General features: G+C 52.8%; 20 protein-coding genes, 7 tRNA genes, 1 rRNA gene and 2 pseudogenes. 22 read left to right on the forward strand and 8 right to left on the reverse strand.

Annotated elements, in window-relative coordinates; genetic code table 11:
- The first annotated feature begins 30 nt into the window (after positions 1–30).
- The 3 genes from B9L21_RS07605 to B9L21_RS07615 all read left to right on the forward strand — a co-directional run bounded on the left by B9L21_RS07605 (position 31) and on the right by B9L21_RS07615 (position 2,060).
- Positions 31–603, forward strand: a complete 573-nt coding sequence (locus tag B9L21_RS07605; protein ID WP_063165858.1) for an SCO family protein — start codon at positions 31–33, stop codon at positions 601–603.
- 73 nt (positions 604–676) lie between these two features.
- On the forward strand, positions 677–1,450 hold the full coding sequence (locus tag B9L21_RS07610; RefSeq protein WP_063165859.1) for an SGNH/GDSL hydrolase family protein: 774 nt from the start codon (positions 677–679) through the stop codon (positions 1,448–1,450).
- 37 nt (positions 1,451–1,487) lie between these two features.
- Positions 1,488–2,060 (forward strand): YpmS family protein, encoded by a 573-nt coding sequence (locus B9L21_RS07615; protein ID WP_063165860.1) that lies wholly within the window; start codon positions 1,488–1,490, stop codon positions 2,058–2,060.
- A 138-nt stretch (positions 2,061–2,198) separates the two neighbouring features.
- On the opposite strand, the gene B9L21_RS07620 is transcribed toward B9L21_RS07615, so the two are convergent.
- Together B9L21_RS07620 and plsY are read right to left on the reverse strand one after the other, a co-directional pair.
- Entirely contained in the window at positions 2,199–3,560 is a 1,362-nt protein-coding gene (locus tag B9L21_RS07620) for an RsmF rRNA methyltransferase first C-terminal domain-containing protein (RefSeq protein ID WP_063165861.1), read from the reverse strand.
- A gap of 48 nt (positions 3,561–3,608) precedes the next feature.
- Entirely contained in the window at positions 3,609–4,202 is a 594-nt protein-coding gene (gene plsY, locus B9L21_RS07625; RefSeq protein ID WP_063165862.1) for a glycerol-3-phosphate 1-O-acyltransferase PlsY, read from the reverse strand.
- Between the two features lie 186 nt (positions 4,203–4,388).
- On the opposite strand from plsY, the gene B9L21_RS07630 reads away from it, so the two are divergent.
- Positions 4,389–4,814, forward strand: a complete 426-nt coding sequence (locus B9L21_RS07630) for an OsmC family protein (RefSeq protein WP_063165863.1) — start codon at positions 4,389–4,391, stop codon at positions 4,812–4,814.
- Positions 4,815–4,967: 153 nt separating this feature from the next.
- On the opposite strand, the pseudogene B9L21_RS07635 reads toward B9L21_RS07630, so the two are convergent.
- Positions 4,968–5,845, reverse strand: a pseudogene (locus tag B9L21_RS07635) (aldehyde dehydrogenase family protein).
- Positions 5,846–6,030: 185 nt separating this feature from the next.
- On the opposite strand from B9L21_RS07635, the gene B9L21_RS07640 reads away from it, so the two are divergent.
- Entirely contained in the window at positions 6,031–7,650 is a 1,620-nt protein-coding gene (locus B9L21_RS07640; RefSeq protein WP_063165866.1) for a bifunctional metallophosphatase/5'-nucleotidase, read from the forward strand.
- A 154-nt stretch (positions 7,651–7,804) separates the two neighbouring features.
- Here B9L21_RS07640 and pepT read toward each other — a convergent pair whose 3' ends face one another.
- On the reverse strand, positions 7,805–9,040 hold the full coding sequence (gene pepT, locus B9L21_RS07645) for a peptidase T (RefSeq protein ID WP_063165867.1): 1,236 nt from the start codon (positions 9,038–9,040) through the stop codon (positions 7,805–7,807).
- Positions 9,041–9,642: 602 nt separating this feature from the next.
- Here pepT and B9L21_RS07650 point away from each other — a divergent pair.
- Complete coding sequence (locus B9L21_RS07650; RefSeq protein ID WP_063165868.1) at positions 9,643–10,863, forward strand: threonine synthase; 1,221 nt, start codon at positions 9,643–9,645, stop codon at positions 10,861–10,863.
- Between the two features lie 94 nt (positions 10,864–10,957).
- Here B9L21_RS07650 and B9L21_RS07655 read toward each other — a convergent pair whose 3' ends face one another.
- Positions 10,958–11,575 carry a sulfite oxidase-like oxidoreductase gene (locus B9L21_RS07655; RefSeq protein WP_063165869.1) on the reverse strand — a complete coding sequence of 206 codons (618 nt, stop codon included), beginning with the start codon at positions 11,573–11,575 and terminating at the stop codon, positions 10,958–10,960.
- 222 nt (positions 11,576–11,797) lie between these two features.
- On the opposite strand from B9L21_RS07655, the gene B9L21_RS07660 reads away from it, so the two are divergent.
- Positions 11,798–13,468 (forward strand): DUF6044 family protein, encoded by a 1,671-nt coding sequence (locus tag B9L21_RS07660; protein ID WP_063167349.1) that lies wholly within the window; start codon positions 11,798–11,800, stop codon positions 13,466–13,468.
- A gap of 58 nt (positions 13,469–13,526) precedes the next feature.
- On the opposite strand, the pseudogene B9L21_RS07665 reads toward B9L21_RS07660, so the two are convergent.
- Positions 13,527–14,160: pseudogene (locus B9L21_RS07665) on the reverse strand (DUF2238 domain-containing protein).
- A 443-nt stretch (positions 14,161–14,603) separates the two neighbouring features.
- Here B9L21_RS07665 and B9L21_RS17910 point away from each other — a divergent pair.
- The 9 genes from B9L21_RS17910 (at position 14,604) to B9L21_RS07705 (ending at position 16,085) form a co-directional block, all read left to right on the forward strand.
- A complete protein-coding gene (locus B9L21_RS17910; protein WP_223812045.1) occupies positions 14,604–14,693 on the forward strand; it encodes a putative holin-like toxin in 90 nt (29 codons plus the stop codon).
- Between the two features lie 339 nt (positions 14,694–15,032).
- A 5S ribosomal RNA gene (rrf, locus tag B9L21_RS07670) occupies positions 15,033–15,149 on the forward strand.
- A 9-nt stretch (positions 15,150–15,158) separates the two neighbouring features.
- Positions 15,159–15,233: transfer RNA gene (locus B9L21_RS07675), tRNA-Val, on the forward strand.
- A 4-nt stretch (positions 15,234–15,237) separates the two neighbouring features.
- Positions 15,238–15,309 (forward strand) — tRNA-Ala (locus B9L21_RS07680).
- An 8-nt stretch (positions 15,310–15,317) separates the two neighbouring features.
- A tRNA-Leu gene (locus tag B9L21_RS07685) sits at positions 15,318–15,400 on the forward strand.
- Positions 15,401–15,417: 17 nt separating this feature from the next.
- A tRNA-Ser gene (locus B9L21_RS07690) sits at positions 15,418–15,510 on the forward strand.
- Positions 15,511–15,825: 315 nt separating this feature from the next.
- Positions 15,826–15,898, forward strand: a tRNA-Thr gene (locus B9L21_RS07695).
- A gap of 11 nt (positions 15,899–15,909) precedes the next feature.
- Positions 15,910–15,991, forward strand: a tRNA-Tyr gene (locus B9L21_RS07700).
- A 20-nt stretch (positions 15,992–16,011) separates the two neighbouring features.
- A tRNA-Ile gene (locus tag B9L21_RS07705) sits at positions 16,012–16,085 on the forward strand.
- A 353-nt stretch (positions 16,086–16,438) separates the two neighbouring features.
- On the opposite strand, the gene B9L21_RS07710 is transcribed toward B9L21_RS07705, so the two are convergent.
- Complete coding sequence (locus B9L21_RS07710; RefSeq protein WP_063165870.1) at positions 16,439–17,287, reverse strand: MBL fold metallo-hydrolase; 849 nt, start codon at positions 17,285–17,287, stop codon at positions 16,439–16,441.
- Between the two features lie 167 nt (positions 17,288–17,454).
- Here B9L21_RS07710 and B9L21_RS07715 point away from each other — a divergent pair, with 167 nt between their 5' ends.
- Complete coding sequence (locus B9L21_RS07715) at positions 17,455–17,754, forward strand: phasin family protein (RefSeq protein ID WP_033014101.1); 300 nt, start codon at positions 17,455–17,457, stop codon at positions 17,752–17,754.
- A gap of 51 nt (positions 17,755–17,805) precedes the next feature.
- Positions 17,806–19,482 carry an ABC1 kinase family protein gene (locus B9L21_RS07720; protein WP_063165871.1) on the forward strand — a complete coding sequence of 559 codons (1,677 nt, stop codon included), beginning with the start codon at positions 17,806–17,808 and terminating at the stop codon, positions 19,480–19,482.
- 356 nt (positions 19,483–19,838) lie between these two features.
- On the opposite strand, the gene B9L21_RS07725 is transcribed toward B9L21_RS07720, so the two are convergent.
- Positions 19,839–20,297, reverse strand: a complete 459-nt coding sequence (locus tag B9L21_RS07725; protein WP_318825731.1) for a hypothetical protein — start codon at positions 20,295–20,297, stop codon at positions 19,839–19,841.
- Positions 20,298–20,710: 413 nt separating this feature from the next.
- On the opposite strand from B9L21_RS07725, the gene B9L21_RS07730 reads away from it, so the two are divergent.
- The 4 genes from B9L21_RS07730 (at position 20,711) to B9L21_RS07745 (ending at position 26,075) form a co-directional block, all read left to right on the forward strand.
- Positions 20,711–21,130: a CoA-binding protein gene (locus B9L21_RS07730; RefSeq protein ID WP_063165872.1), complete on the forward strand. Its 420-nt coding sequence runs from the start codon at positions 20,711–20,713 to the stop codon at positions 21,128–21,130.
- Positions 21,131–21,288: 158 nt separating this feature from the next.
- A complete protein-coding gene (gene parE, locus B9L21_RS07735; RefSeq protein ID WP_063165873.1) occupies positions 21,289–23,226 on the forward strand; it encodes a DNA topoisomerase IV subunit B in 1,938 nt (645 codons plus the stop codon).
- Between the two features lie 60 nt (positions 23,227–23,286).
- Entirely contained in the window at positions 23,287–25,731 is a 2,445-nt protein-coding gene (parC, locus tag B9L21_RS07740) for a DNA topoisomerase IV subunit A (protein ID WP_063165874.1), read from the forward strand.
- The gene (locus B9L21_RS07745) at positions 25,728–26,075 is read left to right on the forward strand and encodes a PilZ domain-containing protein (protein WP_063165875.1); all 348 of its coding nucleotides are present in this window, start codon (positions 25,728–25,730) and stop codon (positions 26,073–26,075) included. Before parC ends, B9L21_RS07745 begins: the two co-directional genes overlap by 4 nt.
- The last annotated feature ends 140 nt before the right edge of the window (positions 26,076–26,215 follow it).

The following is a 26,215-nucleotide window of genomic DNA, read 5'->3' on the forward strand; positions in this document are numbered from 1 at the left end:
AAAACAATGAAGAAGAAGGATGAGCGATCAATGTGGAAACGGATCATGATGATCATCGCAGTTTGTTTGCTTGCCGCGTGCGGAAAAACGATCCCGGATGCAAAAAACTGGCCGGTTGCCGATTTTACGTTCGTCGATCAATCCGGTGAACCGTTCGGACTTCGCGATTTGAAGGGAAAAGTATGGGTGGCCGACTTTATTTTTACGAACTGTGAAACGGTTTGCCCGCCGATGACCGCCCATATGGCCAAATTGAAGGAGAAGGCGGAAGAAAAAGGGCTGGACGTCGAATTTGTTTCGTTCAGCGTCGACCCGGAAGTTGACACACCGGAAAAATTGACCGCCTATGCGAAACAGTTTACGGACGACCTAGCAAACTGGCATTTGCTGACCGGATACAGTCCGGCTGAAATTAGCGAGCTGGCGCAAAAAAGCTTTAAAACGATCGTGCAAAAGCCGGTCAACGACGATCAAGTCATCCATGGCACAAGCTTTTATCTAGTCGGCCCGGACGGCAAGGTCGTCCAAACGTACAACGGTGTGCAAGATGTGCCGTACGACACGATTTTAGAGCATATTGAGATTTTGCAATCGTCGCGATAAGGCAAAAACGGCCGCAACCGTTTTGCCTTCTTTTCGTCTTTTCCCCTGTTGCGTCAAAAGGCAGGTGTCAAACATGAAACGATGGGGATGGCTAATCGCGGTGGGTTTGTTTCTTGCCGGCTGCACCGCTTTTTCAACCGGCGGGAAGCCGGAGCGTCCGCATGAAGCCGCTGTCACACCGTCAGAGGCCAAGCCGCTGCCAAAAGACATTCATCTCGTCGCCTTAGGCGACTCGTTGACGGAAGGGGTTGGGGACGGTGAAGGAAAAGGGGGGTATGTCGGCCGCCTTGTCCCGCTCCTTGCGGCAGAAGATCGAGTGCGGACGGTAACGGTGGCGAATTTCGGCAAGCGCGGCCGGCGTCTCGCTGAACTCGAGCCCGTCGTTGCCGCCCATCAAGGGGAGATTGGGCGGGCGGATTTGATTTTGTTGACGATCGGCGGCAACGATGTAATGAATGTCGTCCGCTCGCATTTTTTTGACTTGTCATATGAGCGGTTTGCCAAAGAGAGCAAGGCGTTTGCTGACCGGCTCGACCATCTGTTGATTTCACTGCGCATCGCCAACCCGGATGCGGTCATCGTGCTTGTCGGCTTATACAATCCGTTTTCAACGACGCTGCCGAACATTCCAGAAATCGATGACGTCATTGCCGATTGGAACAAGACAAGCGCGGCGGTGCTTTCCCGTTACGACCGGACGATCTTCGTTGATATTCAAGATATCTTCGCCGATCGTGATGAGCTGCTCCACCGCGATGAATTTCATCCGAACGCCGCGGGGTATGAACAGATTGCTGTGCGCGTGTACTACGCGTTGAACGAGCGAAAAGCGTGGTGGGTGAACTGATGGAAGAAAAACAGGTGAGAATAAGGAGCATGTCGTAATGAATTGGAAACGAGCGTTTTGGCTATTAGCGGTCGTCAACGCCGCTATCCTCATTCTTGCAGTTGTTTGGCTGTTTCAGCCGTCTCCGCCGGTCAAACGGCCGGTGCGCCCGCACGTAGAAGGGGCCTCATTTACCGTGTACTCGAAAAAAGCGCATTTGAACGCCGTCATTAATGATTATTTGGCGGAAAAAACGAAAGACCATCCGCTGCAATACAATGTTTGGCTTGCCGACCGCGTCTTCGTCTCGAGCGAAATCCCGATGTTCGGCCGCAATGTGGAGCTGGTCGTCTCGTTTATGCCCAAAGTAGTAAAGGGCGGGAATGTTGAGCTTATAGAACCGGCGATCTCGCTTGGCGATTGGAAACTGCCGGTGACGTACGTGCTTCGCTATTTGCAAAAGCACGCTCCATTACCGGATGAAGTGGTCATTGACCCAGAACGGGCCCGCGTCTATGTGGCGCTCGATGACATTCGCTTTGGCAACGGTTACCAAGTGGCGGCAAAAAAAATTGACCTAGCTGCTGACGAGATCGTGTTTACGTTAACGATTCCGACCCGGCAGCGATGACGTAAATGAGAGGCTGTTTCAAAAGGTTGCAGTCACCTTTTGAGACAGCCCCTTTTCCCCTTCAAGACAGGTTAGTCTATGCCGTTCGTTTTCGCATCGTTTTGAGAGAAGTCTTCCGCCTCAGGCGAAGCGGGCGGTTCATAAACGGCGCAGCCCTTTCGGGTAAAAGTTTTTCACCGTTCCTTTCACTTCTTTCCCCCAAGCGAACGGATGACCGTCGACGGCAACAAGCAGCCAGCCGCGGTCGCCGCCGGTCGGAAGCGTCTCCCCGCGCCAATATTGAGTGATTTCGCGGCTCGTGCTTGATAGATCAAGCACATGGTTCACTTCGTCTGTCTTCAGCGCCAAGGCGAGAGCGTGGTTCGGCTCAAACCGCTCTTTTTTCACCTCGCCAAGATGGAGGCCAGCGCGGATGACTTTCAGGCCTGACCAATCAGGGCATCGCTCCGGCAGCATGGCTAAATGAGAACCAAAAGAGACGATCGTTCCGTGCCGTTCTATTCGCAGCGCCGTCTGTTCGAATTGGCGGTACAGACGGACCGCCGCTTTTGGTGCGTTCGCCTTTCCCCATCGCCCGTTCCATAGCGGGGTCGGCCGCTGTTTTTGCAGTTTGGCGATAAAATGCCCTTCGCCTTTGATGCGGTGCGGCCAAAGGCGGACCGCATGTTCGAGCTCAGCCCGGTTTGTTTTCGTCCACTCGGGCCGCCCGGGCTCCATGCCGCCGGTTTTCGCAATCGGCATCATCCGCAAATCGTCATACGTCTCAAGCAGCCACTCGATGGTCTGCTCGTTTTCTTCCGGAGAGAACGTGCACGTTGAGTAGACGAGAATGCCTCCTTCTTTTAGCATCGCATAGGCGCTTTGCAAAATGCGCCGCTGCCGGGCGGCGCACTCTTCTACGTACGCCTGACTCCAAAACGAAGCCGCTTCTTCTTCTTTGCGAAACATCCCTTCGCCCGAGCACGGGGCGTCGACTAAAATTTTGTCAAAAAAGCCAGGGAACCGCTCAGCGAGCGCTTCCGGCGTCTCGTTGACAACCACCGTATTGGTCAAGCCGAGCCGTTCGACATTTTCCGCGAGTGCTTTGACCCGTTTCGGGTGAATTTCGTTGGCGACAAGGAGCCCTTTGTTTTCCATCATGGCGCCAAGCTGGGTCGTTTTCCCGCCGGGAGCGGCGCATAAGTCAAGCACCGTCTCCCCAGGCGCGGGACGGAGCGCTTCGGCGACCGCCATCGCGCTCGGTTCCTGAATGTAGTACAGTCCGGCCGCATGGTACGGATGTTTTCCCGGCTGCTCGTCCGGGCCGTAATAAAACCCGGTTGGGCAAAACGGCACCGGGGTGAGGGAAAATGGCGCCGTTTTCGCCCATGAATCCGGGTTGATTTTCAACGGATTGGCACGCAAGCCGTTGGCTTTTTCTTCTTTATAGACGGCCAAAAACTCGTCTGCCTCGTCTTGCAGCAACAGGTTCATTTTTTCCACAAATCGTTCCGGCAACATCGACACTGCTGGCTCCTTTCTGCATATGCCCCGCGCGGCTAGGCGGCACTAGGAGCGGCCACCCGGCCATTTGATTTTCGGTTCCGTTTTGTTCCAAATCCGTTTTATATTGGCGCGATGGCGGTAAACGATAAATGAGGCAAGCAGCCAGACGGCTGCCGTCAATGGAATATCATCCGTAAACAAAATAGTGTAAACGGCTGCGTACAGCGCCGTGGCCATCGATGAGAGCGAAACGTATCTCGAAAGGGCAAGGACAACAAGAAAAATAGCGATCAGCGTTAAAAAAAACAGCGGGGAATAAAATAGCACTACTCCGGCTGAGGTCGCCACCGCCTTGCCGCCGCGAAATTTGGCAAATACCGGATACATATGGCCGACCACAGCGACCGCTCCGGCCGCGAGCGGGTGAACAGGGACAGAAAAAAACATCGGCAAGCTCGCCGCCAACGTTCCTTTCAACATATCGCCCAAAATGACGATCGTTCCCGCTTTCGCCCCGAGCACGCGGAACGTGTTCGTTCCCCCAAGATTGCCGCTCCCGTGTTCGCGAATGTCGATCCCGTAGCCGACTTTCCCGACGAGGAGGGCAAATGGGATCGAACCGAGAAGATAAGCGATAAGCAAAATCAGTGCAGTCATTTCATTAAACACCCTTTACTGAACAAGTTTGTGCATGTTTCTATTTTATCATGCATGCGAAAAAACGGTAGACAGGAATTTTGCATTTCGAAGCGGCAACCGGTAAACTAAAAAGCGGATGGAAACGAACGGCCGGACGTTGGTTGTTCGTTCCGCAGCTAAAGCAAAAAGAGAGGGGCGACGACGATGAAAACGACCGTCACGTGGAATGGAAACATGTCGTTTAGCGGCCAAAGCGCTTCCGGTGTGACGATCCCGATGGATGCCGCGAAGGACGTCGGCGGCAACGATTCAGGCGCTCGGCCGATGGAGTTGTTGCTTCACGGGTTGGCGGGCTGCACCGGCATCGACATCATGTTGATCTTGCGAAAAATGCGCCTTGATGTCCGTGCGTTCTCGATGGAAGTGGAAGGGACGCGGGCTGAAGACCACCCGAAGCGGTTTACGAACATTCATATCCATTACGCCCTTGAAGGCGATTTGCCGGAAGAAAAAGTCATCCGCGCCATTCGGCTGTCAAAAGAAAAGTATTGTTCCGTCTCCCATTCATTAAACGCCGCCATTACGGCGAGCTATTCGATTAACGGCGTTCGCGGGAAGGAGACGATCTAAACAGGAGGCGGTTTGGCCGTTTTGCGCGTTAGCGCGAAGACGGTCTGACCCGTCGCGCCGGCTTATATGGTGAAAGGGATTGAACGGCTTATCCCTGTGAGTTTGAAAAAAGGTGTTTCGCTAAGTTAGGCGAAGCACCTTTTCTTTATTAGCTTAGAACGGATAGCGGCGATAGACCGTTTGGATGGACACCCATTTCGTGATCGTAAATTCATCGACCACCCACGGATTGCCAAAGCGGCCGACGCCGCTCGCCTTTGTGCCGCCGAATGGCACGGTCGGGCTGTCGTTGACCGTTTGGTCGTTAATGTGTGTCATTCCGCTTTCAATGCGAAGGGCAAGCTGCTCGCCTTCGGTCACATCCTCGGTGAAAATAGCCGAACTTAGTCCGTATTCTGTATCGTTGGCCATCGCAATCGCTTCTTCGTCGGAGCGGGCTTTCATGATGGTCGCGATCGGTGCGAACAGCTCCGTTTGTGCCAGTTTGCTTCGGTTGTCGACATCAATAAAGACAGTCGGTGTCAACACGTTGCCGACCCGCCTTCCCTCGAGCGCTACTGCGGAAAATTAAACGGTGAAATCGATGTGATTACGCCGAGCGGCAAGCGGTACACGCGGTTGATTTTTCCTTCGATTTCCGACGGCAACTCTTTCACTTTGGTCAATTCATCAACCATCTGGACGGCCTCTTCGACAAGTCCAATCGACAAATCAAGTTCCACATTGGCTTTAATCATGCTTCCACCTGTTTCGCGGGCAATGAGGTCGACGATTTCGCTGCGGTGGGCGCGCAAGTAATCCGCCGCTTTGCGAAGCACTGCTTTTTTCGTTGCTGCCGGCGTTTTCGCCCATTCCTTTTGCGCCTGTTCGGCCGTCAAAAAAGCGTCGGCCAATTGCTCCTTCGTCGCTAGGCGAATAGAGGCGATGAGCGAGCCGTCAAACGGATTGATATTGTCATATGTGCGGCCGCTTTTCCCTTCCGTCCATTCGCCGTTGATAAAACTTCGGTTCCATTGTTCAAACGATGTCATTGCATTCACCTCCACCGTATATTGTTCGACGTTTTCTTAGCGCTATACCCGGCCTGTGAAAATTTTCTATTTTTCCAATTTACAAAGACTTTACAAAAACAAATCCTTTTGTCCCTATTATTCTACTTATTCAAAAGATATAATCGGGAGGTGAAGGGAATTTCCATAGGGAAGGAGAGGAAACGATGAAGCGTTCGGAACGATGGGGAAAACGGATGTTGTCGGCATTGGCGGCAGCTGCTGTATTGGCCGCAACGCCGGTTGGGGCGGCAGGAGCGGAAAAGGGCGCCGTAGAGCCTGCCTCGGCGCACCGTTATATTGAGGTGCAGCTCCTCGGCATAAACGACTTTCACGGCCAGCTCAACGTGACGAGAAAAGTCGGCGGGCGGGAAGTCGGGCGGGCGGATTATTTGGCCGCTTATTTGAAGCAGCGGGAGGCAGAAAACAAAAACACGCTGCTCGTCCACGCCGGTGATGCGGTCGGCGCCAGTCCGCCGGTATCGGCGCTGCTGCAGGATGAACCGACGATCGAAGTGCTGAACAAACTCGGCTTTGATGTCGGTACGCTTGGCAACCACGAGTTTGACGAAGGGGTAGCGGAAATGCTGCGCCTGATCCATGGCGGGGATCATCCGGTGACCGGTGATTTCGCCGGGGCGGATTTTCCGTACGTGAGCGCCAACGTCGTTGACAAAGAAACGAAACAACCGATTCTTCCGCCGTACGTCATTCAGCGGGTCAATGGCATGCCAATCGGGTTCATCGGGGTGACATTGACAGATACGCCATCGATCGTGACACCGAGCGGCGTCGCGGGAGTCAAGTTCATCGATGAAGCAACAGCGATTAACAAAGCGGTCCGGGAACTGAAGAAAAAAGGGGTGCAAACGATCGTCGTTCTCGCCCATAACCCAGGCGTATCCAATCCGGATGGGACAAACGCAAGCGGGGAAATTGTCGATATCGCCAACAACATCGACGATGAAGTCGATGTCATCTTCGCCGGTCATAACCATGCCTATTTAAATGCAGTGGTGGACGGCAAACTGCTCGTTCAATCGTATTCGTACGGCACGGCGTTTTCTGATGTCGATTTGAAAATCGACCCGCGTACGAAAGACGTCGTCGCCAAAAAAGCGGAGATCGTGACGACCTATCATGACGGCATCACTCCGGACCCGGAAATCCGTGCCCTCGTCGAAAAATATGAAGCGAAAGTGGCGCCGCTTGTCAATCAAGTCGTCGGCACAGCAGCCGAAACGATCAACGATGAACAAAACGAAAGCGGCGAGTCGGCCTTGGGCAATTTGATCGCCGATGCCCAGCGGGCGACGATGAACACCGATTTTGCCTTTATGAATCCGGGCGGCATCCGCGCGGATATCGAACAAGGCGAGGTAACGTGGGGAGAGTTGTACAGCGTTCAGCCGTTCAACAACCAGCTCGTGAAAATGACGCTCACCGGCGCGCAAATCCGCCAGCTTTTGAACCAGCAATGGCAGCCGGCACAAACGCGCATGCTGCAAATTTCCGGCCTCCGCTATACATGGGACGACCGCAAGCCGGCGGGGAAAAAAGTCGTCGATATTCAGCTTCCTGACGGCACACCGCTGAACCCGGACGGCGAGTACACGGTGACGGTCAACAGCTTCCTGGCTGATGGCGGCGATGGGTTCACGGTGCTGACGCAAGGGACAAACCGCGAAGTAGGGCCGGTCGATTTGGATGCTCTCGTCTCGTACATTCGCGGCCTTGAGCAGCCGTTCTCGGCGCGGATTGAGGGGCGGATTAACCGCCTTCCGTAACACGTGTTGACTAAAGGCGAACGGTCGCCAAGCGAATGAAGAAGGTGTCCCCCAAAGGCCCGGGGACACCTTTTCTTCGCTACAAATGGCGGGGTTGCTGCCGCTTGTGCTCGGACGACCGAAAACAGATCGTTCTAGCGAGCGTTTCTACAGCTTAAGATGCTTTTTGCTCGAATAGCTTGATGATCTCGACGATCACTTCGGCCGCTTTCACCATATTGTCGGCGGAAATGTACTCGTAGCGGCCGTGGAAGTTTTCGCCGCCAGCGAAAATGTTCGGCGTCGGCAGTCCCATATAGGACAGCTGTGACCCGTCTGTGCCGCCGCGGATCGGTTTCACCTTCGGCTCGATGCCCAAGTTCGTCATCGCTTCATGGGCGATGTCGACGATATGGCGCACCGGTTCGATTTTTTCGCGCATGTTGTAATATTGGTCATTGAGTTCAATAGAAATTCGGTTGCTGCCGTATTTTTGCGCAAGCGAGGAAGCGATGTCTTTCATGTTCGTCTTGCGCGCTTCAAATGACTCGCGGTCAAAATCGCGGATAATGTAATGAAGCTTCGTTTCCTCCACGTTGCCTTGGAAGGAAAGCAAGTGGTAAAACCCTTCATATCCTTCTGTATGTTCAGGCGCTTCGTTCGCTGGCAGCTGTTGCTGGAACTCCATGGCGATTTTGATCGAGTTGATCATTTTTCCTTTCGCCGTACCCGGATGGACGTTTTTGCCTTTGATCGTGATTTTTGCTTCCGCCGCGTTGAAACTTTCGTATTCCAATTCGCCGAGCGGCCCGCCATCGACCGTGTAGGCAAATTGGGCGCCGAATTTGGCGACGTCAAACTTGTGCGGCCCGCGGCCGATTTCTTCATCCGGTGTAAAGGCGACGCGCACTTTGCCGTGTTTGATGTCCGGGTGTTGAATGAGGTAGTGCATCGCCGTCATAATTTCTGCGATCCCTGCTTTATCGTCGGCGCCCAATAGCGTCGTCCCGTCCGTCGTAATGAGCGTATGCCCTTTGTAGTGGGCAAGCTCCGGGAAATCGTTTGGCGACAAAATGATGCCTTGTTCTTTGTTTAACACGATGTCGCCGCCGTCGTACGAGTCAATCAATTGCGGGTTGACGTTGGCCCCGGTAAATTCCGGCGCAGTGTCCATATGAGCCAAAAAACCGATCACTGGCACGTTTTTGTCCGTATTGGCCGGCAACGTCGCCATCACGTAGCCGTTTTCGTCGACCGTCACTTCTTCCATCCCGATCGCTTTCAGTTCCTCGACTAACATGTTCGCCAACTCCCATTGTCCTTGAGTCGACGGGCACGTATCGCTTTCTGGATCGGATTGAGTGTTGACTTTGACGTATCGGGTGAAGCGTTCAATGAGTTCTTGTTTCAAGGTCAATCCCCCTTTTTATGTACAAATTTGAACAACAGATCAACCATTCCTCCGTTCGAGAGGAAACGCAGGCGGTGTTTTCCATTTCATTCTATCACACGTAGCCTAAACGGTAAAAAAGAAGGCACAGCTTTGCGAGGACAGCCGGGGAGCGCAAGGCGAGGGCATTCCCCGTTTATCGGCGCATTCGACACAAAAAGCGGTTCACTGTTAGAAGAACCGCTTCCGTGTTTTTGTCTCCGGCCTTTCACATGTCACATTTTTGGCGCACGCTGCTTGTTTTTTTCGCTTTCTGCCTGTTTTCGGGCGGCAAGACTCCCCGGTGTGGCTTTCGTTTCAAGATTGTTCAAGCTTTCTTTTGTTTTGTTGTCCATCGTCTTTGACCTCCTTGCCATATTTATGAAGTGGATATCGGGACGAATCATTGGTATGATCCGCCATTTTCCGACTATAGTGTTTGCTCGTTTCCCGCTATTATGCGCAAAAGCCGATGGGCTGCATATGTCAATGTGCGGTATAATGAGAAGGGCGGGTCAACCTTGCGAAAGCCGCACTTGGCCGTCCAGAACGGACAAAGTAGACGGAAAGGGGGAGGGCAAACGATGTCATTTAGTTACGTATCCCATCTTTATTGCCCGAAATGCGAACATACATATGATGTCGATCACGTGCATCAGCTTTGCGAATGCGGTTCGCCGCTTTTGGTCGCCTATGATCTGGAGGCGATGCGCCAAGAAGTGGTGAGGGAAGCGCTCAAGGAACGCGAACCGAGCTTATGGCGGTATCATGAGCTATTGCCGGTGAAACGCCCTGAACATATCGTCTCTTTAGGGGAAGGAATGACGCCGCTCGTGCCGATGCCGCGCCTTGGCCGGAACATCGGCATTGACTCGCTCTATATGAAAGACGAAGGAGTCATTCCGACAGGAACGTTTAAAGCGCGTGGAGCGGCGGTCGGCGTTTCTAAGGCAAAAGAATTAGGGGTCAAACAGCTTGCCATGCCGACAAACGGCAACGCAGGGGCGGCGTGGTCGCTTTATGCCTCTCGGGCGGGCATTCGCGCGACGGTGGTCATGCCGGTCGATGCGCCGGAATTGACGCGCAAAGAATGCGCCATCGCAGGAGCGGAATTGTATTTCGTCAACGGTTTGATCAGCGATGCCGGGCAAATCGTGGCGAAAGCGATCCGCGAATGCGGCTGGTACGATGCTTCTACATTAAAAGAACCGTACCGGATTGAAGGAAAGAAAACGATGGGGCTTGAGATCGCCGAGCAGTTCTCCTGGCAGCTTCCGGATGTCATTTTGTACCCGACTGGAGGCGGCGTCGGGCTCATCGGCATTTACAAGGCAATCAAAGAACTGCAGGCGCTTGGCTGGGTGAGCGGCAAGATGCCGCGTCTTGTCGCCGTGCAAGCCGAGCATTGCGCGCCGATCGTGAAGGCGTGGAACGAGAAAAAGCGCGAATCGGAGTTTTGGCCGAATTCCCATACGGTGGCGTTTGGCATTAACGTCCCGAAAGCGCTCGGCGATTTCCTTGTGCTTGAGGCGGTGTATGAAACGGACGGCTGCGCCATTGCGATCAGCGATAAGGACATTTTGGCGGAACAGCGGGCGGTGGCGAATTTGGAAGGGGCGTTCATTTGTCCGGAAGGGGCGGCGGCGTTCGCGGCGGCCCGCAAGCTGCGCGGGAGCGGCTGGATTCGCGACGGGGAGACGGTCGTCGTACTCAACACGGGGACGGGATTGAAATACGCCGATTTGATTCAAGTCGCCCCGCCGGTGCTCGAGCGGGGGGATGAGCTGCCAAGGAGCGGACGATAACGGAAATATGGCACTGAAAAACGAGGGTTCTTGACCAAAGAGCCCTCGTTTTTGTTTAGTCCGTTCAGAAAAGCAGTAAGGCGATGCCGAGTGGTTACCAAAAGCGGAATCGCGCCGTCGATTCGGCGAACCGTTCTTCTTTAAACGGATTGGCGGTCATCGAATACCCGCGTTCTTCCCAATAGCCCGGTTCGTCTTCTTTCATAAAGCGGATGCCTGACGCCCATTTCGCTCCTTTCCATAAGTAAAATGTTGCTGGTGGAATAAAGCGGAGCGGGTAGCCGTGTTTGGGCGAAATGTCTTGCCAATCGTGATGGTTGTCTTTCCACCGATAGACAAACAGCGCATCGTCGCTCATTAACGCGTCAAGCGGCAAGTTCGCGGAATAGCCAAACCGGTCGCCGTTTAAGTAGCCGTAAATTTTCACGTACTTCACATCGGGCTCTAATTCGACAAAGCGCAAAAATTCGCGGAAGGCAATGCCTTCAAACGTCGTATCAAATTTCGACCATGTCGTGACGCAATGCATATCGACGGTGGAAATCGTTTTGGACAGCGCCATCACTTCTTGATAGGAGAAGGAGACCTCCTTTTTGACCTCGCCGAACAATCGAAATTCCCATGTCGCCTCATCAAATTTGTACACGTCCCCTTCATGCAAAATCGGCCATTTTTCCGTCTCAAACTGGCCGGGAGGAAGTTGTTTTGTCATGGTGTGCACTCCTTTGGAATGAATGTTTTCTTGTATTTAATGATACGAAAGGAAAGGGAGAGGATGCAACGAGAGAAAGGGAAGAAGCGGAACTCGAAACAACATCCCCATGTGATCAAACGATCGTTCATTCGCCCGCAAGAATAATTTTTTCCTTTCATGCACACCGTATCCAATAGGACCTTCATCATGGAAAATGGAAGAGATAGGAGCGTGATGCCGATGGCCGTACAAAGCGAACGGCGATGGATCCTTTTTGCGCTTGGCGTCATCGCCCTTTATGTGTCCCCGCTGTTTATCCTTGGCGAGAATGCGCACATTCGCGTTCACGATAATTTGGATTCCAACATCGCCTGGTATAAAGTGCTCGCTGAAAGCGGGCAAATCACCGGGCCGCTTGATGCGAACATTCCGCAAATCGCTAACGGCGAATTGTCGAGAAACGCCCTTGGCTCGGAGTTGACCGGCATCGTCTGGCTACATGCTCTGTTTCCCACGATGACCGCCTATGCGCTCAGCCAGACGATCACAAGGGTGGTGGCGTTTTTAGGCATGTATTTGTTGTTGAAAACGCATTTCCTGCCTGAGCCGCGGTGGATGGCTGTTCGCATCGGCGTGGCGCTCGCCTTTGCGCTGACGCTGTTTTGGCCGTCAGGGATGTTAAGCACGCTCGGCATGCCGCTTGCGCTTTGGGCGTTTTTGAACATCCGGAAGGGAGAGCGGTCGTGGAAAAATTACGCCGTGCTGACGCTTCTTCCGTTTTATTCGAGTTTTGTGCTCGGTTTCTTTTTCTTTCTTGCCGCTATGGGCGCGCTTTGGCTTTTGGATGTGCTGCGCGGAAAGGGGTGGAACATCCATTTTTTCCTTTCCATCGCGTATATGACGCTGCTTTATTTGCTGGTCGAGTACCGGCTTGCGTACTCATTTTTATGGGAGGATGAGCCGACGAGCCGGGATGAGTACTTCCACGCGCGCCTGACGTTTTGGCATTGTGTCCGTTTAACATGGAAAAACTTTCTTCTCGGCCATCATCACGTCATGACCGAGCACACGTTTTTTATTTTACCGGTCTGGTTCATCGCGTTGTTCCTCATTTACGCTAACCAACGATGGAAAGAGGAACGGGTGTTTCTTTTCTTGTTTGGGCTGAATTTCGCGCTGTCGGCATGGTACGCCTTTTGGTTTTATAAAGGGTGGCTGCCGCTGACCGAGCGATTTCATTTTTTAGATACGTTTAACTTCGCCCGCTTCCATTTTTTGCGTCCGCTCATCATTTATGTGCAGTTTGCGCTGGCGTTGAAAATCATGTGGCAATCGAGCGAAAAGGGGAAAACGTGGGCGAAACGGTTGTTAGCGGCGCAAATCATTCTTGTGTTTTTGATTAACGAGGAACTCGTCTTCCGTTATGAACCGACGGTGAAACAATTTTATGCGGAAGAACAGTTTCAACAAATCAAACAATACATCGGGCTTCCCGTATCCGAGTACCGCGTCGTCAGCATCGGCCTTCATCCGGCCATCGCCCAATACAACGGGTTTTACACGCTTGATACGTACAACAACTTTTACCCGTTGTCATACAAATACGAGTTCCGCAAAATCATTGAACGTGAACTGGCGAAAAGTAAAACGATCCGCACGTATTTTGATGAGTGGGGCGGGCGCTGCTACATCTTTACGTCAGAACTCGGGAAACGGTATATGTTTACAAAACAGTCGAAAAAACGGCTGAAAAACTTGCAGTTAAATACGAGGCAGTTAAAAAAAATGGGCGGTCGCTATCTTTTCTCGGCTGTTCCGATTGACAATGCGGCTGAAAACAGGCTTGTACTCGAAAAAGTATTCACTTCCGATGAATCGGCATGGACGATTTATTTGTATAAAGTACAATAGAAAGAAAACAAAACACAGCGGCTTCCTATTGGAAGCGGGAGCCGCTGTGTTACGGAGCTTAGCCGCGAGGTTGATCGAGCCGTGCAAGCTGCCTGTCGTGCCACCTTGAGAGCAGCCATAGGGCAATCAGCGTCCCGATCAATGTACATAACATATCCCATTGCGTGTCCCAAATATCGCCTTGCGTGCCCAAAAAAGTCTTTTGATGCCTTTCCTCCTTTGGAGATCATGGACACGAGCCATTCGATGATCTCATACAGGGCGGCGATGGCGAGCGACATGCTTGTGATGATCGTGAAAAGCCAAGCGCCGCGCGGCAACGGTGTTTTCCTCAGTAAAATTTCCCGGAGGACGATCGCAAATGTCCCTTTGAGGAAATGACCAAACCGGTCGTAATGGTTGCGTTCGAAATGGAACGCCTCTTTGATCCAGTTGAAAAAGGGAACTTTGGAGTAAATGTAATGGCCGCCGATCAACATGATGATCGCCAACATGGCGACGATGACATACGACATCGTTGTCAGCCGAAAGCGTTGGTAAAGGGCGGTCACGATCACAAGCCCAATGAGCGCCGGAGTGACCTCGAGCGCCCATACCGCATAACTGGTCGGGCGAATGGCCGACCAGACGAACACGGCGGCGACAATCAGCAATAACAATCCATGAACGCGGGTTTGTCTTGCCTGCTCCACTTGTTTTCCTCCTTGGAACAGCGAGATTTGTCTATGGTCATTATTCGGAAAAACACGGATTTTATACAAATCATTTTTCGAGAGTCGGTGATTGAAGGGAGAACGCCGCTTCATGGCACTATTTCTCAAATAGAAAAACCTTGCAGCATCAGTTCTTCCTTTCACACGTTCGCTCATCGATCAAGAGAAACAGTTGGTTTTCACCGGCCTTTTCGAGCGCCTGATGAAAACGGCGGAGTTTTCAAACGGTGATCAGGACTAGAAAGAAAGGGAGAAGAGGCCAGCGAGGTAAGACAGGAGGTTCGGGTAGGGAAACATTCCTAATTTTCGACGAGAACACGAATGTATATTCGCATTTGCTTCATTCAATGGTATAATGAAACATGCACAGCTATATGCAGGGTGGGCAGTGGCCACTCCCCGAATGAAAGGGGGTGGTGCTGATGGTGACGATTGCCGATGCGCTGACGCTCATGATTGCGTTTGCGTCGCTCGTCGTTGCGGTGATCGCCGTCGCAAAAGACAAAAAGTAACCCACCCTGCTAGGCCGAGGCGAGGGTAGGTTACGATGCCCGAGGCTTGGGCCACTGCGCTTCTTGCAGCGGCTGTGCATGCAGGGCATTGGTGGCCGCCAGTGCCCTGCTTTATTGTACGTTTCCGTTTCTTTTATTATACGCGTACAAAGTAGGTGATGACAAGAACTTTCCAAAAAGAGACGGCGAATATCGAAAAGAGGAAAAATGGTGTTGACTCTTTCGATTTTTTATAGTAAATTTCATATTGTCGTTCTGATGCTCAAAGCATGAAAGAAAAAAGAGCAAAAAAGCTTGACAAATATTTTGATTGGTTTATAATAAATATCGTCGCCATTGCCTAGTGGTGATAGCGGAGAGGAAACACTCGTTCCCATCCCGAACACGGAAGTTAAGCTCTCCAGCGCCGATGGTAGTTGGGGCCAGCGCCCCTGCAAGAGTAGGTCGCTGCTAGGCATAGAAGATGGAGTATTAGCTCAGCGGGAGAGCACCACGTTGACAGCGTGGGGGTCACTGGTTCGATCCCAGTATACTCCACCATGATGGGGCGTTAGTTCAGGGGGAGAACGCTTCGCTGGCAGCGAAGAGGTCAGGGGTTCAAATCCCCTACGCTCCATTGATCATGCGGTCGTGGCGGAATGGCAGACGCGCTAGGTTGAGGGCCTAGTGGGGGCAACCCCGTGGAGGTTCAAGTCCTCTCGACCGCATCGCTCCAAACAGTTACGGAGGAGTACCCAAGTCTGGCTGAAGGGGTCGGTTTCGAAAACCGATAGGGGTGTCACAGCCCGCGGGGGTTCGAATCCCTCCTCCTCCGCCATATAAAGTCGGAATTTCATATTATGCCGACTTAGCTCAATTGGTAGAGACGAGCATCCGCTTCATCGAATCAGCTGCGAGTTGCCTCGACGCATCCATCTTCCATGGAATAAGCGAGTAGAGGAAGAGGCACAGAGCTCAATAGCGAGCCAGTTTCCTGATCTGTATTATGCCGACTTAGCTCAATTGGTAGAGACGAGCATCCGCTTCATCGAATCAGCTGCGAGTTGCCTCGACGCATCCATCTTCCATGAATAAGCGAGTAGAGGAAGAGGCACAGAGCTCAATAGCGAGCCAGTTTCCTGATCTGTATTATGCCGACTTAGCTCAATTGGTAGAGCAACTGAATCGTAATCAGTAGGTTGCGGGTTCAAGTCCTGCAGTCGGCATCATTGATCACGGAGGGGTAGCGAAGTGGCTAAACGCGGCGGACTGTAAATCCGCTCCCTTTGGGTTCGGCGGTTCGAATCCGTCCCCCTCCATTTGTTTATTTCCTATAAGCGGGCCTATAGCTCAGCTGGTCAGAGCGCACGCCTGATAAGCGTGAGGTCGGTGGTTCAAGTCCACTTAGGCCCATCTCTTATGTTGGACGGCAAGAGTCATTCTTGCCGTTTTTGTATGATGGCTGACGGTGCAATGTGCTCCGTTTCTCATCCTGAACTGAGAAGTTCTTCGTTTCCACATGTGAGTAGCCGGCTTTCATTTTGTAGTAACAAGACATCGTTCATGCCTGCTATCCGGCGACGTAAGGGGGCTGACCCAAAAGGTCGTCTACCTTTAAGATAGGAACAACATATAGTGTGGCAGAAACAGTCAGTACGTATATATAGCGGTGAAAGAGGGTGTCCCGAAAGGATCGGGACACCCTCTTTTCTTGTTTGAACATCATTGCAAAGGTTGCCTTTGACATGGAACGGTCGTTCGGTTGCCTACTGGACATACTTCCCATAGTCCGGGACAGCGATGCGGTCAAAATCACGGGCGAGTTTTGTCAGTCCTTCGCGCAGCTCTTCGCCGGAGACAGGGGCGCCGTGCCCGGTGATGGCAACTGACGGAAGGAGCGCCGCTAACTTGCGCACTGACTCGCGGGCAGCGTCCCAATCGATGGTATAATAGCGCGGCGGGCCGCTAATCTCTGTTTGCTGGATCAATACTTTATACAGCGAGTCTTGACGGACGGTGACGAACGCGTCGCCGGCGATTAAGGCGGCATCGCGCGGCCGGAATAAGGAAATATGGCCTGGGGTGTGTCCCGGTGTGTGGATCCAGCGGAACTCCGGCAAGTGCGGGACGGTGCCGTCCGCAGGGAGCGGCTGGACGCGGTTGCCTAACTGAATCGGCTCGTTCGGAAAAAACGGTGAGATTTTGGCGATGAAGCCACCCTCGACGGAAGCGTCCGGCTCAGGGTAGCGGACTTTCCCAGTCAAATACGGGAGTTCGGCCGAGTGGGCATACACCGGGACGTTCCAATGTTCTACGAGCTCGACAATCGCCCCGACGTGGTCAAAATGGCCGTGGGTTAAAATAATGGCTTGCGGACGGCTGCCTTCTCCAAACCGTTGTTCCACAACAGAAATAATGTCATCCGCCGATCCCGGCATGCCAGCGTCGATCAAGACGAACGCGCGGTCGTCCGGGCGGCCGACAAGACAAATGTTCACGATTTGGATCGTATGGCAGTACAAATCGGGAAGCACGCTGACGCCGACACCGCTTGCTGCCGATGTCGCGGGAATGAAACGGTAGTCTTCTCCATAGTGCAGCTGTTCATCAGTCATCGAGATCCCCTCCTGCGAATGATCGTCCAACGATAGCATGCCGCACCATGGCATGACGTATACAAAACAGTGCCAGATCCATCAAGGAAATCCACTGTCTAACTCGACAAGGATCACCAAAGAATGGTACGATAGGGAAAAACGAATGGATAAAGGAGGCAAAGCGGATGAGCATTTTGAAAAAGGGGTTGGCGTTTGGGCTTGGACTAGCCATTGCCAGTAAAGAACAAGCGGAAAAATTGATCGATGAGTTGGTCAAAAAAGGAGAGCTGTCGCTCGATGAATCGAAAGAAGTGATCGACCAATGGAAGCAGCAAACCGAAGCGCGGAAAGCGGAAGTGCAGCGGCTTGTGCGTGAGCAAATCAAACAAGTGATTGACAAGCTTGATTTAGCGACGAAGGAAGATGTGCGGCAGCTCGAGGAACGGATCCGCCGCCTCGAAGAAAAGGAACAAAGCGGGCAGTAAACTGTTACCGGCTGTCCGCTTGCTTTTGGCCGTTGTAAGGGAGATGGTCGGATGATCGGGAAGCGGATGCGCCATATTGGCCGATACCATGAAATTGCTGTCGCCTTGCTTCGGCACGGGTTCGGGATGATTGTTGACGAGCTCGGTTTTTCGTCCTTTCTTTCCTTGCCGCCGCGCGGGCGGGCAGAACAGGGGAAGCGGGAAGGAAAGACGGTTGGGGAACGTCTCCGCCTTGTGCTTGAGGAGCTCGGCCCGACATTTATTAAGCTCGGGCAAATTGCCAGCACGCGGCCGGATTTGATTCCTGAATCGATCATCCGTGAGCTCGAAAAGCTGCAAGACCAAGTTCCGCCGTTTTCGTTTTCCGAGGTCCGCCGGATTGTGGAAGCGGAGTTAGGCGGTTCCCTAGAGGAGCTTTTTCGGTCATTTGACGAAACTCCGCTGGCGGCTGCTTCGCTCGGGCAAGTACATCGGGCCGTTCTTCCTTCCGGACAAGCTGTTGTGGTGAAAGTGCAGCGCCCGCATATTGCGGTGCGGATTGAGACGGATTTGGACATTTTGCAGGACTTAGCGATGCTCGCGGAACGGCGCTTAGATTGGGCGGCGTCTTATCGGCTATCTGAGATCGTTGATGAACTGGCCAAATCGCTGCGGCAAGAGCTCGATTATACGGTCGAGGCGCGTCACGCCGAAACGTTTGCGAGTCAATTTGCCGGTGATCCATCGATGTATGTCCCCGGCGTTTTTTGGGAATATACAACGAAAACGGTATTGACGATGGAATATGTGGAGGGAATTAAGCTCGGGGAAATCGAGCGGCTGAAAGAGAGCGGCTATTCGTTAAAAGCACTGGCGGAACGCTTGACTGTCTCAATGTTGAAGCAAATGTTCGAACATGGTTTTTTCCATGGTGATCCTCATCCTGGCAATGTATTCGTTCTCCCCGGCGGAGTGCTGGCCTTCATTGATTTCGGCTTAATGGGACGTCTCCGCCCGCATGTCAAGCACCACCTTTCGTCGCTTGTCATCGCCTTGATGCGGCAAAACACGGACGGGGTGTTGAACGCGATTTATGGCCTCGGCCTTGTTCCAGATGAGGTGGATGAAGGGAAACTGCGCGACGATATGGACGAGTTGCGCGAGAAGTATTATCGCGTTCCGCTTGGTGAGGTGAGCCTCGGCGAAGCGGTCGGAGATCTTCTGACGGTGGCGTTTCAGCATGGCATTCGCATTCCGAGCGACTTGACGCTGTTAGGGAAAGCGTTGTTGACGGTCGAAGGAGTGGTGGAGACGCTGGATCCGCAGTTTCGTGTGATGGATGTTGCTGAACCGTTCGGAAAAAAATTACTGAAAGAGCGGCTTCGGCCCGACCGCGTGGCAGAAACGGCGTGGAAGCGCGTGGCCGATTATGGCGAGTTGCTGCTTCGGCTGCCGGACAGTGTCAAGGAACTGACGAAGGTCATGCGGCGCGGCAAACTTCAGCTCGAGATGACAGCGTCAGACCTTGAGGCCCTTTTGCGTAAGCTCGATCAAATTAGCAACCGACTGTCAATTAGCATCGTTCTTCTTTCGGTGAGCATCGTCATGGCTGGCATGATGATCGCGTCATCGCTAGGACGGCAGTCGATGATGTTATGGAAAATTCCGGTCATCGAAATCGGGTTTGGGATAGTGGCGATCATGTTTGGTTGGTTGCTTTATTCCATTTTCCGTTCAGGAAAGCTTTAGCTCGGGTGTATGCCGTATGGAACTTAATGTTTCGAAAGGGTCATTTATATTTGAGTGAAACGCGAGAAGGCGGTGGTGTAGTAGGAGCCACTGTTGATTATGATACGTTTTCCAATTAAGGGGAAATTTGCGCGATCCGCTTTCTTTTTTGGCGAAATGCGGCCAATTTGGGCGCGGCAGCCGTTTTTCACCGGCCTTCTAGGATGGGAAGAAGTGGATGTGTATATGCAGTGGTGAAGTGGGCGTCTCACCGCTTTTTGAGACGCCCGCGTAAATGCGCGATTCCGTCTATGAGGGAGGGACGGAAGAATATCTATCACTACACAAAAACCCTGCCGCTTTCGCTATCAGGGGATTCACGCAGGGCGGTGGTTTGCCTGGATGCGAACGAGAAAGCGGGTCGCTCCATAGGCAATGAATACGATAATTAAATCGATGAGGAAGAGATGGAACTCGCGCAACCCTCGGTGCAGTTCAAGCAAGCCAAGCCACTGTTCAAGTGAAGCGAGTCCGAAAGCAAATATTGCGCTCAACAATATCGTATATAAATAAAAATTTTTGTTGTGGTTCGTGCAATATTGGTAAAGCAGCAAAAAGCCGACTGGCAGCACCGACGCGGTAATGTTTAAGGCAAACGGCAAAAACGGTGTCAAAAAATAACGGGGCGACAAATACATGGCGTTTTCTAAGGCGATGTAAGCATAGGTCCATAAAACGTGGACAGTATAGCCAAAGAAAAAGATTTCGAAGATCCGTTTCCGATCGACGGTGAAAACCAGCAACACTAAAGGAGCGATGAGAAACGCGAAGATCAACCAAAACGGTCACGTTCCGACGCTGGAGTAATCGTTCCAATACGATTGGAGCAGCCTGTGCAACTGTTCACGTGTTTGGTCGATGTCTTTCCAATATGCTTGAGCGTTCACAAACAATCCCCTCCTTTGCCTGTCTTTGTTTATCATGTTGCATAATCGAACGGGATATGCAACAAACGTCTGTCTCAGGCGGCGTAAACGGTGGAAAAAGAGGAAAACGCTGTTTCAGGCGCTGTGATTTCGGGGAAGATAAAGGACAACTGTGTTTTCTGCCGGCTTGCCGCGGCTGTGCATAGAGGCGGTGTACGAAAGGCAGACGATTTTTCCGTATTTTCCATGAACTCGGCAGGATTTTCATCCCTAAGAGGCGAAACTAGTACAACGAAAAGAGGAACGAGGAAGGAGAGAACCCGATGTCCATTGTCAATCCAAGTCGGGAAGAGATCGGCGACATTTTGCGGAAGGCGAAGCGGATTGCTGTGGTTGGCCTGTCCAACAACCCGGAACGTGAGTCGTATATGGTAGCGAAGGCGATGAAGGATGCCGGATACGAAATTATTCCCGTCAATCCGATGATTGATGAATGGGAAGGCATTCCGGCGGTCGACAAACTGACCGATATCGAAGGGCATGTTGATATTGTCGATGTGTTTCGCCGTTCCGAACATTTGCCGGAACTCGCCCGCGAGTTTGTTCAAATCGACGCCGACGTGTTTTGGGCGCAACTTGGCGTTGTGAACGAAGAAGCGTATCGCTTTTTAAAAGAAAAAGGCTATACGGTTATTATGGACCGCTGCATCAAAGTGGAACATGCGCTCACGAAGCGCGTATAACGACGAAACGGCCATCTTCCCTAAGATGGTCCTTTCGTTTTTTCGGCGCATTTGTCCGATTTTGTCAGGCGGTGTCAAAAGACAATGGACAGCTGGGCGTTTTATGGTACAATAAAACAGAAACAGATGTTCTTGTTTTGGCAGGAAAGGGTGGTCTTGTGGCAAAGCGATCGGTATATGAATATAACGAAGAGGCGATTCAAGTATTAGAAGGGCTTGAAGCGGTGAGAAAGCGGCCGGGGATGTACATCGGCAGCACTGACAGCCGCGGCTTGCACCATCTCGTCTATGAAATTGTCGACAATTCGGTTGACGAGGCATTAGCTGGATACGGAAACTACATTCTTGTCCAAATACATAAAGATCACAGCGTCACCGTTTTGGATGAAGGGCGCGGCATGCCGGTTGGGATGCATAAGCTCGGCAAGCCGACGCCGGAAGTGATTTTGACCGTGCTGCATGCCGGCGGCAAGTTCGGTCAAGGCGGGTATAAAACGAGCGGCGGTTTGCACGGGGTCGGGGCGTCGGTCGTCAACGCCTTGTCTGAATGGCTTGTTGTCACCATTCACCGCGACGGCTTCATCTATCGGCAGCGGTTTGAGAACGGCGGCAAGCCGGTGACGACGCTTGAAAAAATCGGGACGACAAACAAAACCGGGACGATCATTCAATTCAAGCCTGACCCGGCGATTTTCAGCACGACGGTGTTTGATTACGAAACGTTGAGCGAGCGGCTGCGCGAATCAGCGTTTTTGTTAAAAGGGCTGAAAATCGAACTTGTTGATGAGCGGACCGGGATGTGTGAAGTGTTTCATTACGAAAATGGAATTGAAGCGTTTGTCGCCTATTTGAATGAAGAAAAAGACGTGCTCCATCCGGTCGCCTATTTTGCCGGCGAGCAAAACGGCATTGAAGTCGAGTTTGCCTTCCAATTTCATGACGGCTACTCGGAAAATGTCTTGTCGTTTGTCAACAACGTGCGCACGAAAGACGGGGGCACGCACGAAGCCGGGGCGAAAACAGCGATGACGCGTGTCTTTAACGAATACGCCCGCCGCGTCGGCTTATTGAAGGAAAAGGATAAAAACCTTGAGGGGGCCGATATTCGCGAAGGGCTGTCAGCCATCGTTTCGGTGCGCATTCCGGAGCATTTATTGCAGTTTGAAGGGCAGACGAAAGGCAAGCTTGGAACGAGCGAGGCGCGTTCAGCCGTCGATGCGGTCGTGTCTGAACAGCTGACCTACTTTTTGCAGGAAAACCCGGATGTGAGCGCGATGCTCATTAAAAAAGCGATCCGGGCGTACCAAGCGCGCGAGGCGGCTCGCAAAGCACGCGAAGAGGCGCGAAGCGGCAAAAAGCGGAAAGGGAAAGAGGCGCTGTTAAGCGGCAAGCTGACGCCGGCGCAAGGGCGCAATCCGCAAAAAAACGAACTGTATTTGGTCGAAGGCGACTCGGCGGGCGGTTCGGCGAAGCAAGGGCGCGACCGCCGCTTCCAGGCGGTGCTGCCATTGCGCGGGAAAGTCATTAACACCGAGAAGGCAAAGCTTGGCGACATTTTGAAAAACGAGGAAATCAATACGATCATCCACGCCATTGGCGGTGGTGTCGGCGCCGATTTTTCGCTTGAGGACATTCACTACGACAAAGTGATCATTATGACGGACGCTGACACGGACGGCGCCCATATTCAAGTGCTGCTGCTGACGTTTTTTTACCGTTACATGCGCCCACTCATCGAGGCGGGGAAAGTGTACATCGCCTTGCCGCCGCTTTATAAAATCAGCAAACGAAGCGGCAAAAAGGAAACGGTTGAGTACGCGTGGACGGATGAACAGCTTCGGGAGATCACGAAAAAAATGGGCCGCGGCTACACGATTCAGCGCTACAAAGGGTTAGGGGAAATGAACGCCGACCAGCTGTGGGAAACGACGATGAACCCACAGACGCGCACGTTAATCCGCGTGCGCATCGAAGACGCCGCCCGCGCCGAGCGGCGGGTGACGACGCTCATGGGCGATAAAGTCGAGCCGCGCCGCAAATGGATTGAAACGCACGTCGCCTTTGGGCTTGAGGAGGAGCCAGGCTGGATCGGCTGATGGCGGCTTGAGGCAAGCCGCCTTTTTGGCGTTGATGTTCGTTAGGAAAGGAGAATGACGATGGCAGAACGATTGTTGGAATTGCCTTTAGAAGATGTGCTTGGCGACCGCTTTGGCCGCTACAGCAAATACATTATCCAAGACCGGGCGCTGCCTGATGCGCGCGACGGGTTAAAGCCGGTGCAGCGCCGCATTTTATATGCCATGTATGTCGATGGCAATACGGCCGATAAGCCGTTTCGCAAAGCGGCGAAAACGGTCGGAAACGTGATCGGCAACTTCCATCCGCACGGCGATTCGTCCGTGTATGAGGCGATGGTGCGAATGAGCCAGGATTGGAAGCTGCGCAACGTGCTCATTGAAATGCACGGCAACAACGGGAGCTTGGATGGCGACCCGCCGGCGGCGATGCGCTACACGGAAGCGCGTCTGTCGGCCATCGCCGCTGAGCTGCTTCGCGACATTGACAAGGAGACGGTCGCCTTTGTGCCGAACTTTGATGATACGACGGATGAACCGACTGTCCTGCCGGCGATGTTTCCGAACTTGCTCGTCAACGGTTCGACCGGCATCTCAGCCGGCTATGCGACGGACATTCCGCCGCATGCGCTCGGCGAGGTGATCGATGCCGTCCTGCTTCGGGTTGATCGGCCGGATTGCACCGTGGACGATCTAATGACTGTTCTTCCCGGCCCCGATTTTCCGACGGGGGGCATCATCCAAGGGAAAGACGGCATTCGCAAAGCATACGAGACCGGGCGCGGGAAAATCATCATCCGCGCCAAGGCGGCGATCGAGCAGGCAAAAGGCGGCAAAAGGCATATTGTGATTACCGAGTTGCCTTACGAGGTGAACAAAGCGAACTTAGTGAAAAAGATCGATGAGCTGCGCCTGGACAAAAAGCTCGACGGCATCGCCGACGTCCGCGACGAAACGGACCGGAACGGGCTGTCGATCGTGATTGAACTGAAAAAAGATGCCGATGCTGAAGCGATTCTCAACTATTTATACAAAAACACCGACTTGCAAGTGCCATACAGCTTCAATATGGTGGCGATTCACGAGCGCCGGCCGAAGCTGATGAGCTTGCCGGAACTGCTTGATGCGTACATCGCCCACCGGAAGGACGTTGTTACGAACCGTTCGCATTTTGAACTGAAAAAAGCGAATGAGCGGAAACATATCGTGGACGGCTTAATTAAGGCGCTTTCCATTTTAGACGAGGTAATTGCGACGATTCGCGCCTCAAGCGACAAGCGGGACGCCAAAGACCGGCTGATCGCCAACTACGGATTTACCGAGGCGCAGGCGGAGGCGATCGTGACGCTTCAGTTGTACCGGCTGACGAATACGGACATTGCCGCACTCCGGCAAGAGGCGGAAGGGCTCGACAAAACGATCGCCGAGCTGACCGCGATTCTCGCTGACGAGAAAAAGCTTCTTGCGGTTATTAAAAAAGAGTTAAAGGCGATGAAAAAACAATACGCCGACGAACGGAGAACGGTGATTGAAGAAGAAATTGAGGAGCTGAAAGTCAACGTCGAAGCGCTCATTCCGGCGGAAGACGTCATCGTGACGGTGACGAAAGAAGGATATGTGAAACGGACGAGCTACCGTTCCTACAGTGCGTCCAACGGCCAGGACATCGGGATGAAAGAGACCGACCGTCTGCTCGCCCAGTTGGAGATGAATACAACTGATGTGCTTTTGTTGTTCACCCGGCGCGGCTATTATTTGTATTGCCCGGTGCACACGCTGCCGGACATTCGCTGGAAAGACGTTGGCCAGCATATTTCGAGCCTCATTCCGCTCGAGCGCGATGATGAACTTGTTGCGGCCGTTCCGGTTTCCTCTTTTGAAACGAATGAGCAGCTTGTCTTTGTGACAAGGCATGGCATGGTGAAGCGAACGGAGCTTTCCCAATACCAAGTGCAGCGCTATACACGCCCGCTTGTGGCGGTCAATCTGAAAGACGATGATGGTGTGATTGCCGTCTATGCGACTGACGGCCGGGGCCTCGTTTGGCTGGCGACGCATGATGGCTATGCGCTCTTGTTTGCCGAAGAGGAGATGAGCTTAGTCGGTGTGCGTGCCGCCGGGGTGAAAGGCATTCAACTCAAAGAAGGTGATTTTGTCGCCGCCGCCTGCCCGATTCGTCCCGAAGATAACGGTTCTCTCGTTGTTGTGACGCAGCGCGGTGCCGTGAAAAAAATGGCTGTTAGCGAGTTCGAGCCGACGTCGCGCGCCAAGCGCGGAGCGATGATCGTGCGCGAAGTGAAATCCAACCCGCACCGCATCGTCGGGGCAGTCAAGGCTAGTGACGGTGAAGAAAGGATTGGGCTGCGGACGGAAAAAGGGGTCACCGAGACGGTCGATGCAGCTTCGCTCCGACCGACCGACCGTTATGGTACCGGTTCCTTCCTCATTGACACCGACGAAGCCGGGGCGGTGGTCGACGTTTGGAAAGAGCCGGCGAAGTTGTTCGGAAAAGGGGAAGAAGAATGAGGTTTAAACGTCAAGAACCGTTTCGCTATCAGTTAGGACAACCGCTGTCAGCTGAACTGATCGCCTCCGATGGCCAACATAGCGTGTTGATTCATGACATCAGTCCGCATGGCATGAAGTTGGAAGCGAAAAAACGTCTTCCGTTTTCTCGAGAAGGTTCCGAAGTGGAAGTGTCGTTTGCGGTAGGCGGGGGTTCCTTGACAGTTGGCGGCCGGCTTGTGTGGGAACGGCCGTTTGCCCGCATCTATTATTACGGTATCCGCCTCCATGTAACCAAGCAAGAAGAAGAGCGGTTGATCGAGGCCATCAAACAGCATGCGGCCGAGAGCCGGCGGATGCAATGAACAAAAGCGGCATGTCAAATCAAGTCGTTCCACCCTTGTAAGGAATCACGATCATTGGAGGTTAAGACATATTATTCAAGGGGGCTGATCCCAAAATGTGTTCGTATTTCGGGATCAGCCCCAAGTTCATTGAAAATCAT

This window comes from Geobacillus uzenensis (assembly GCF_002217665.1).
Taxonomy (GTDB): Bacteria; Bacillota; Bacilli; order Bacillales; family Anoxybacillaceae; genus Geobacillus; species Geobacillus subterraneus.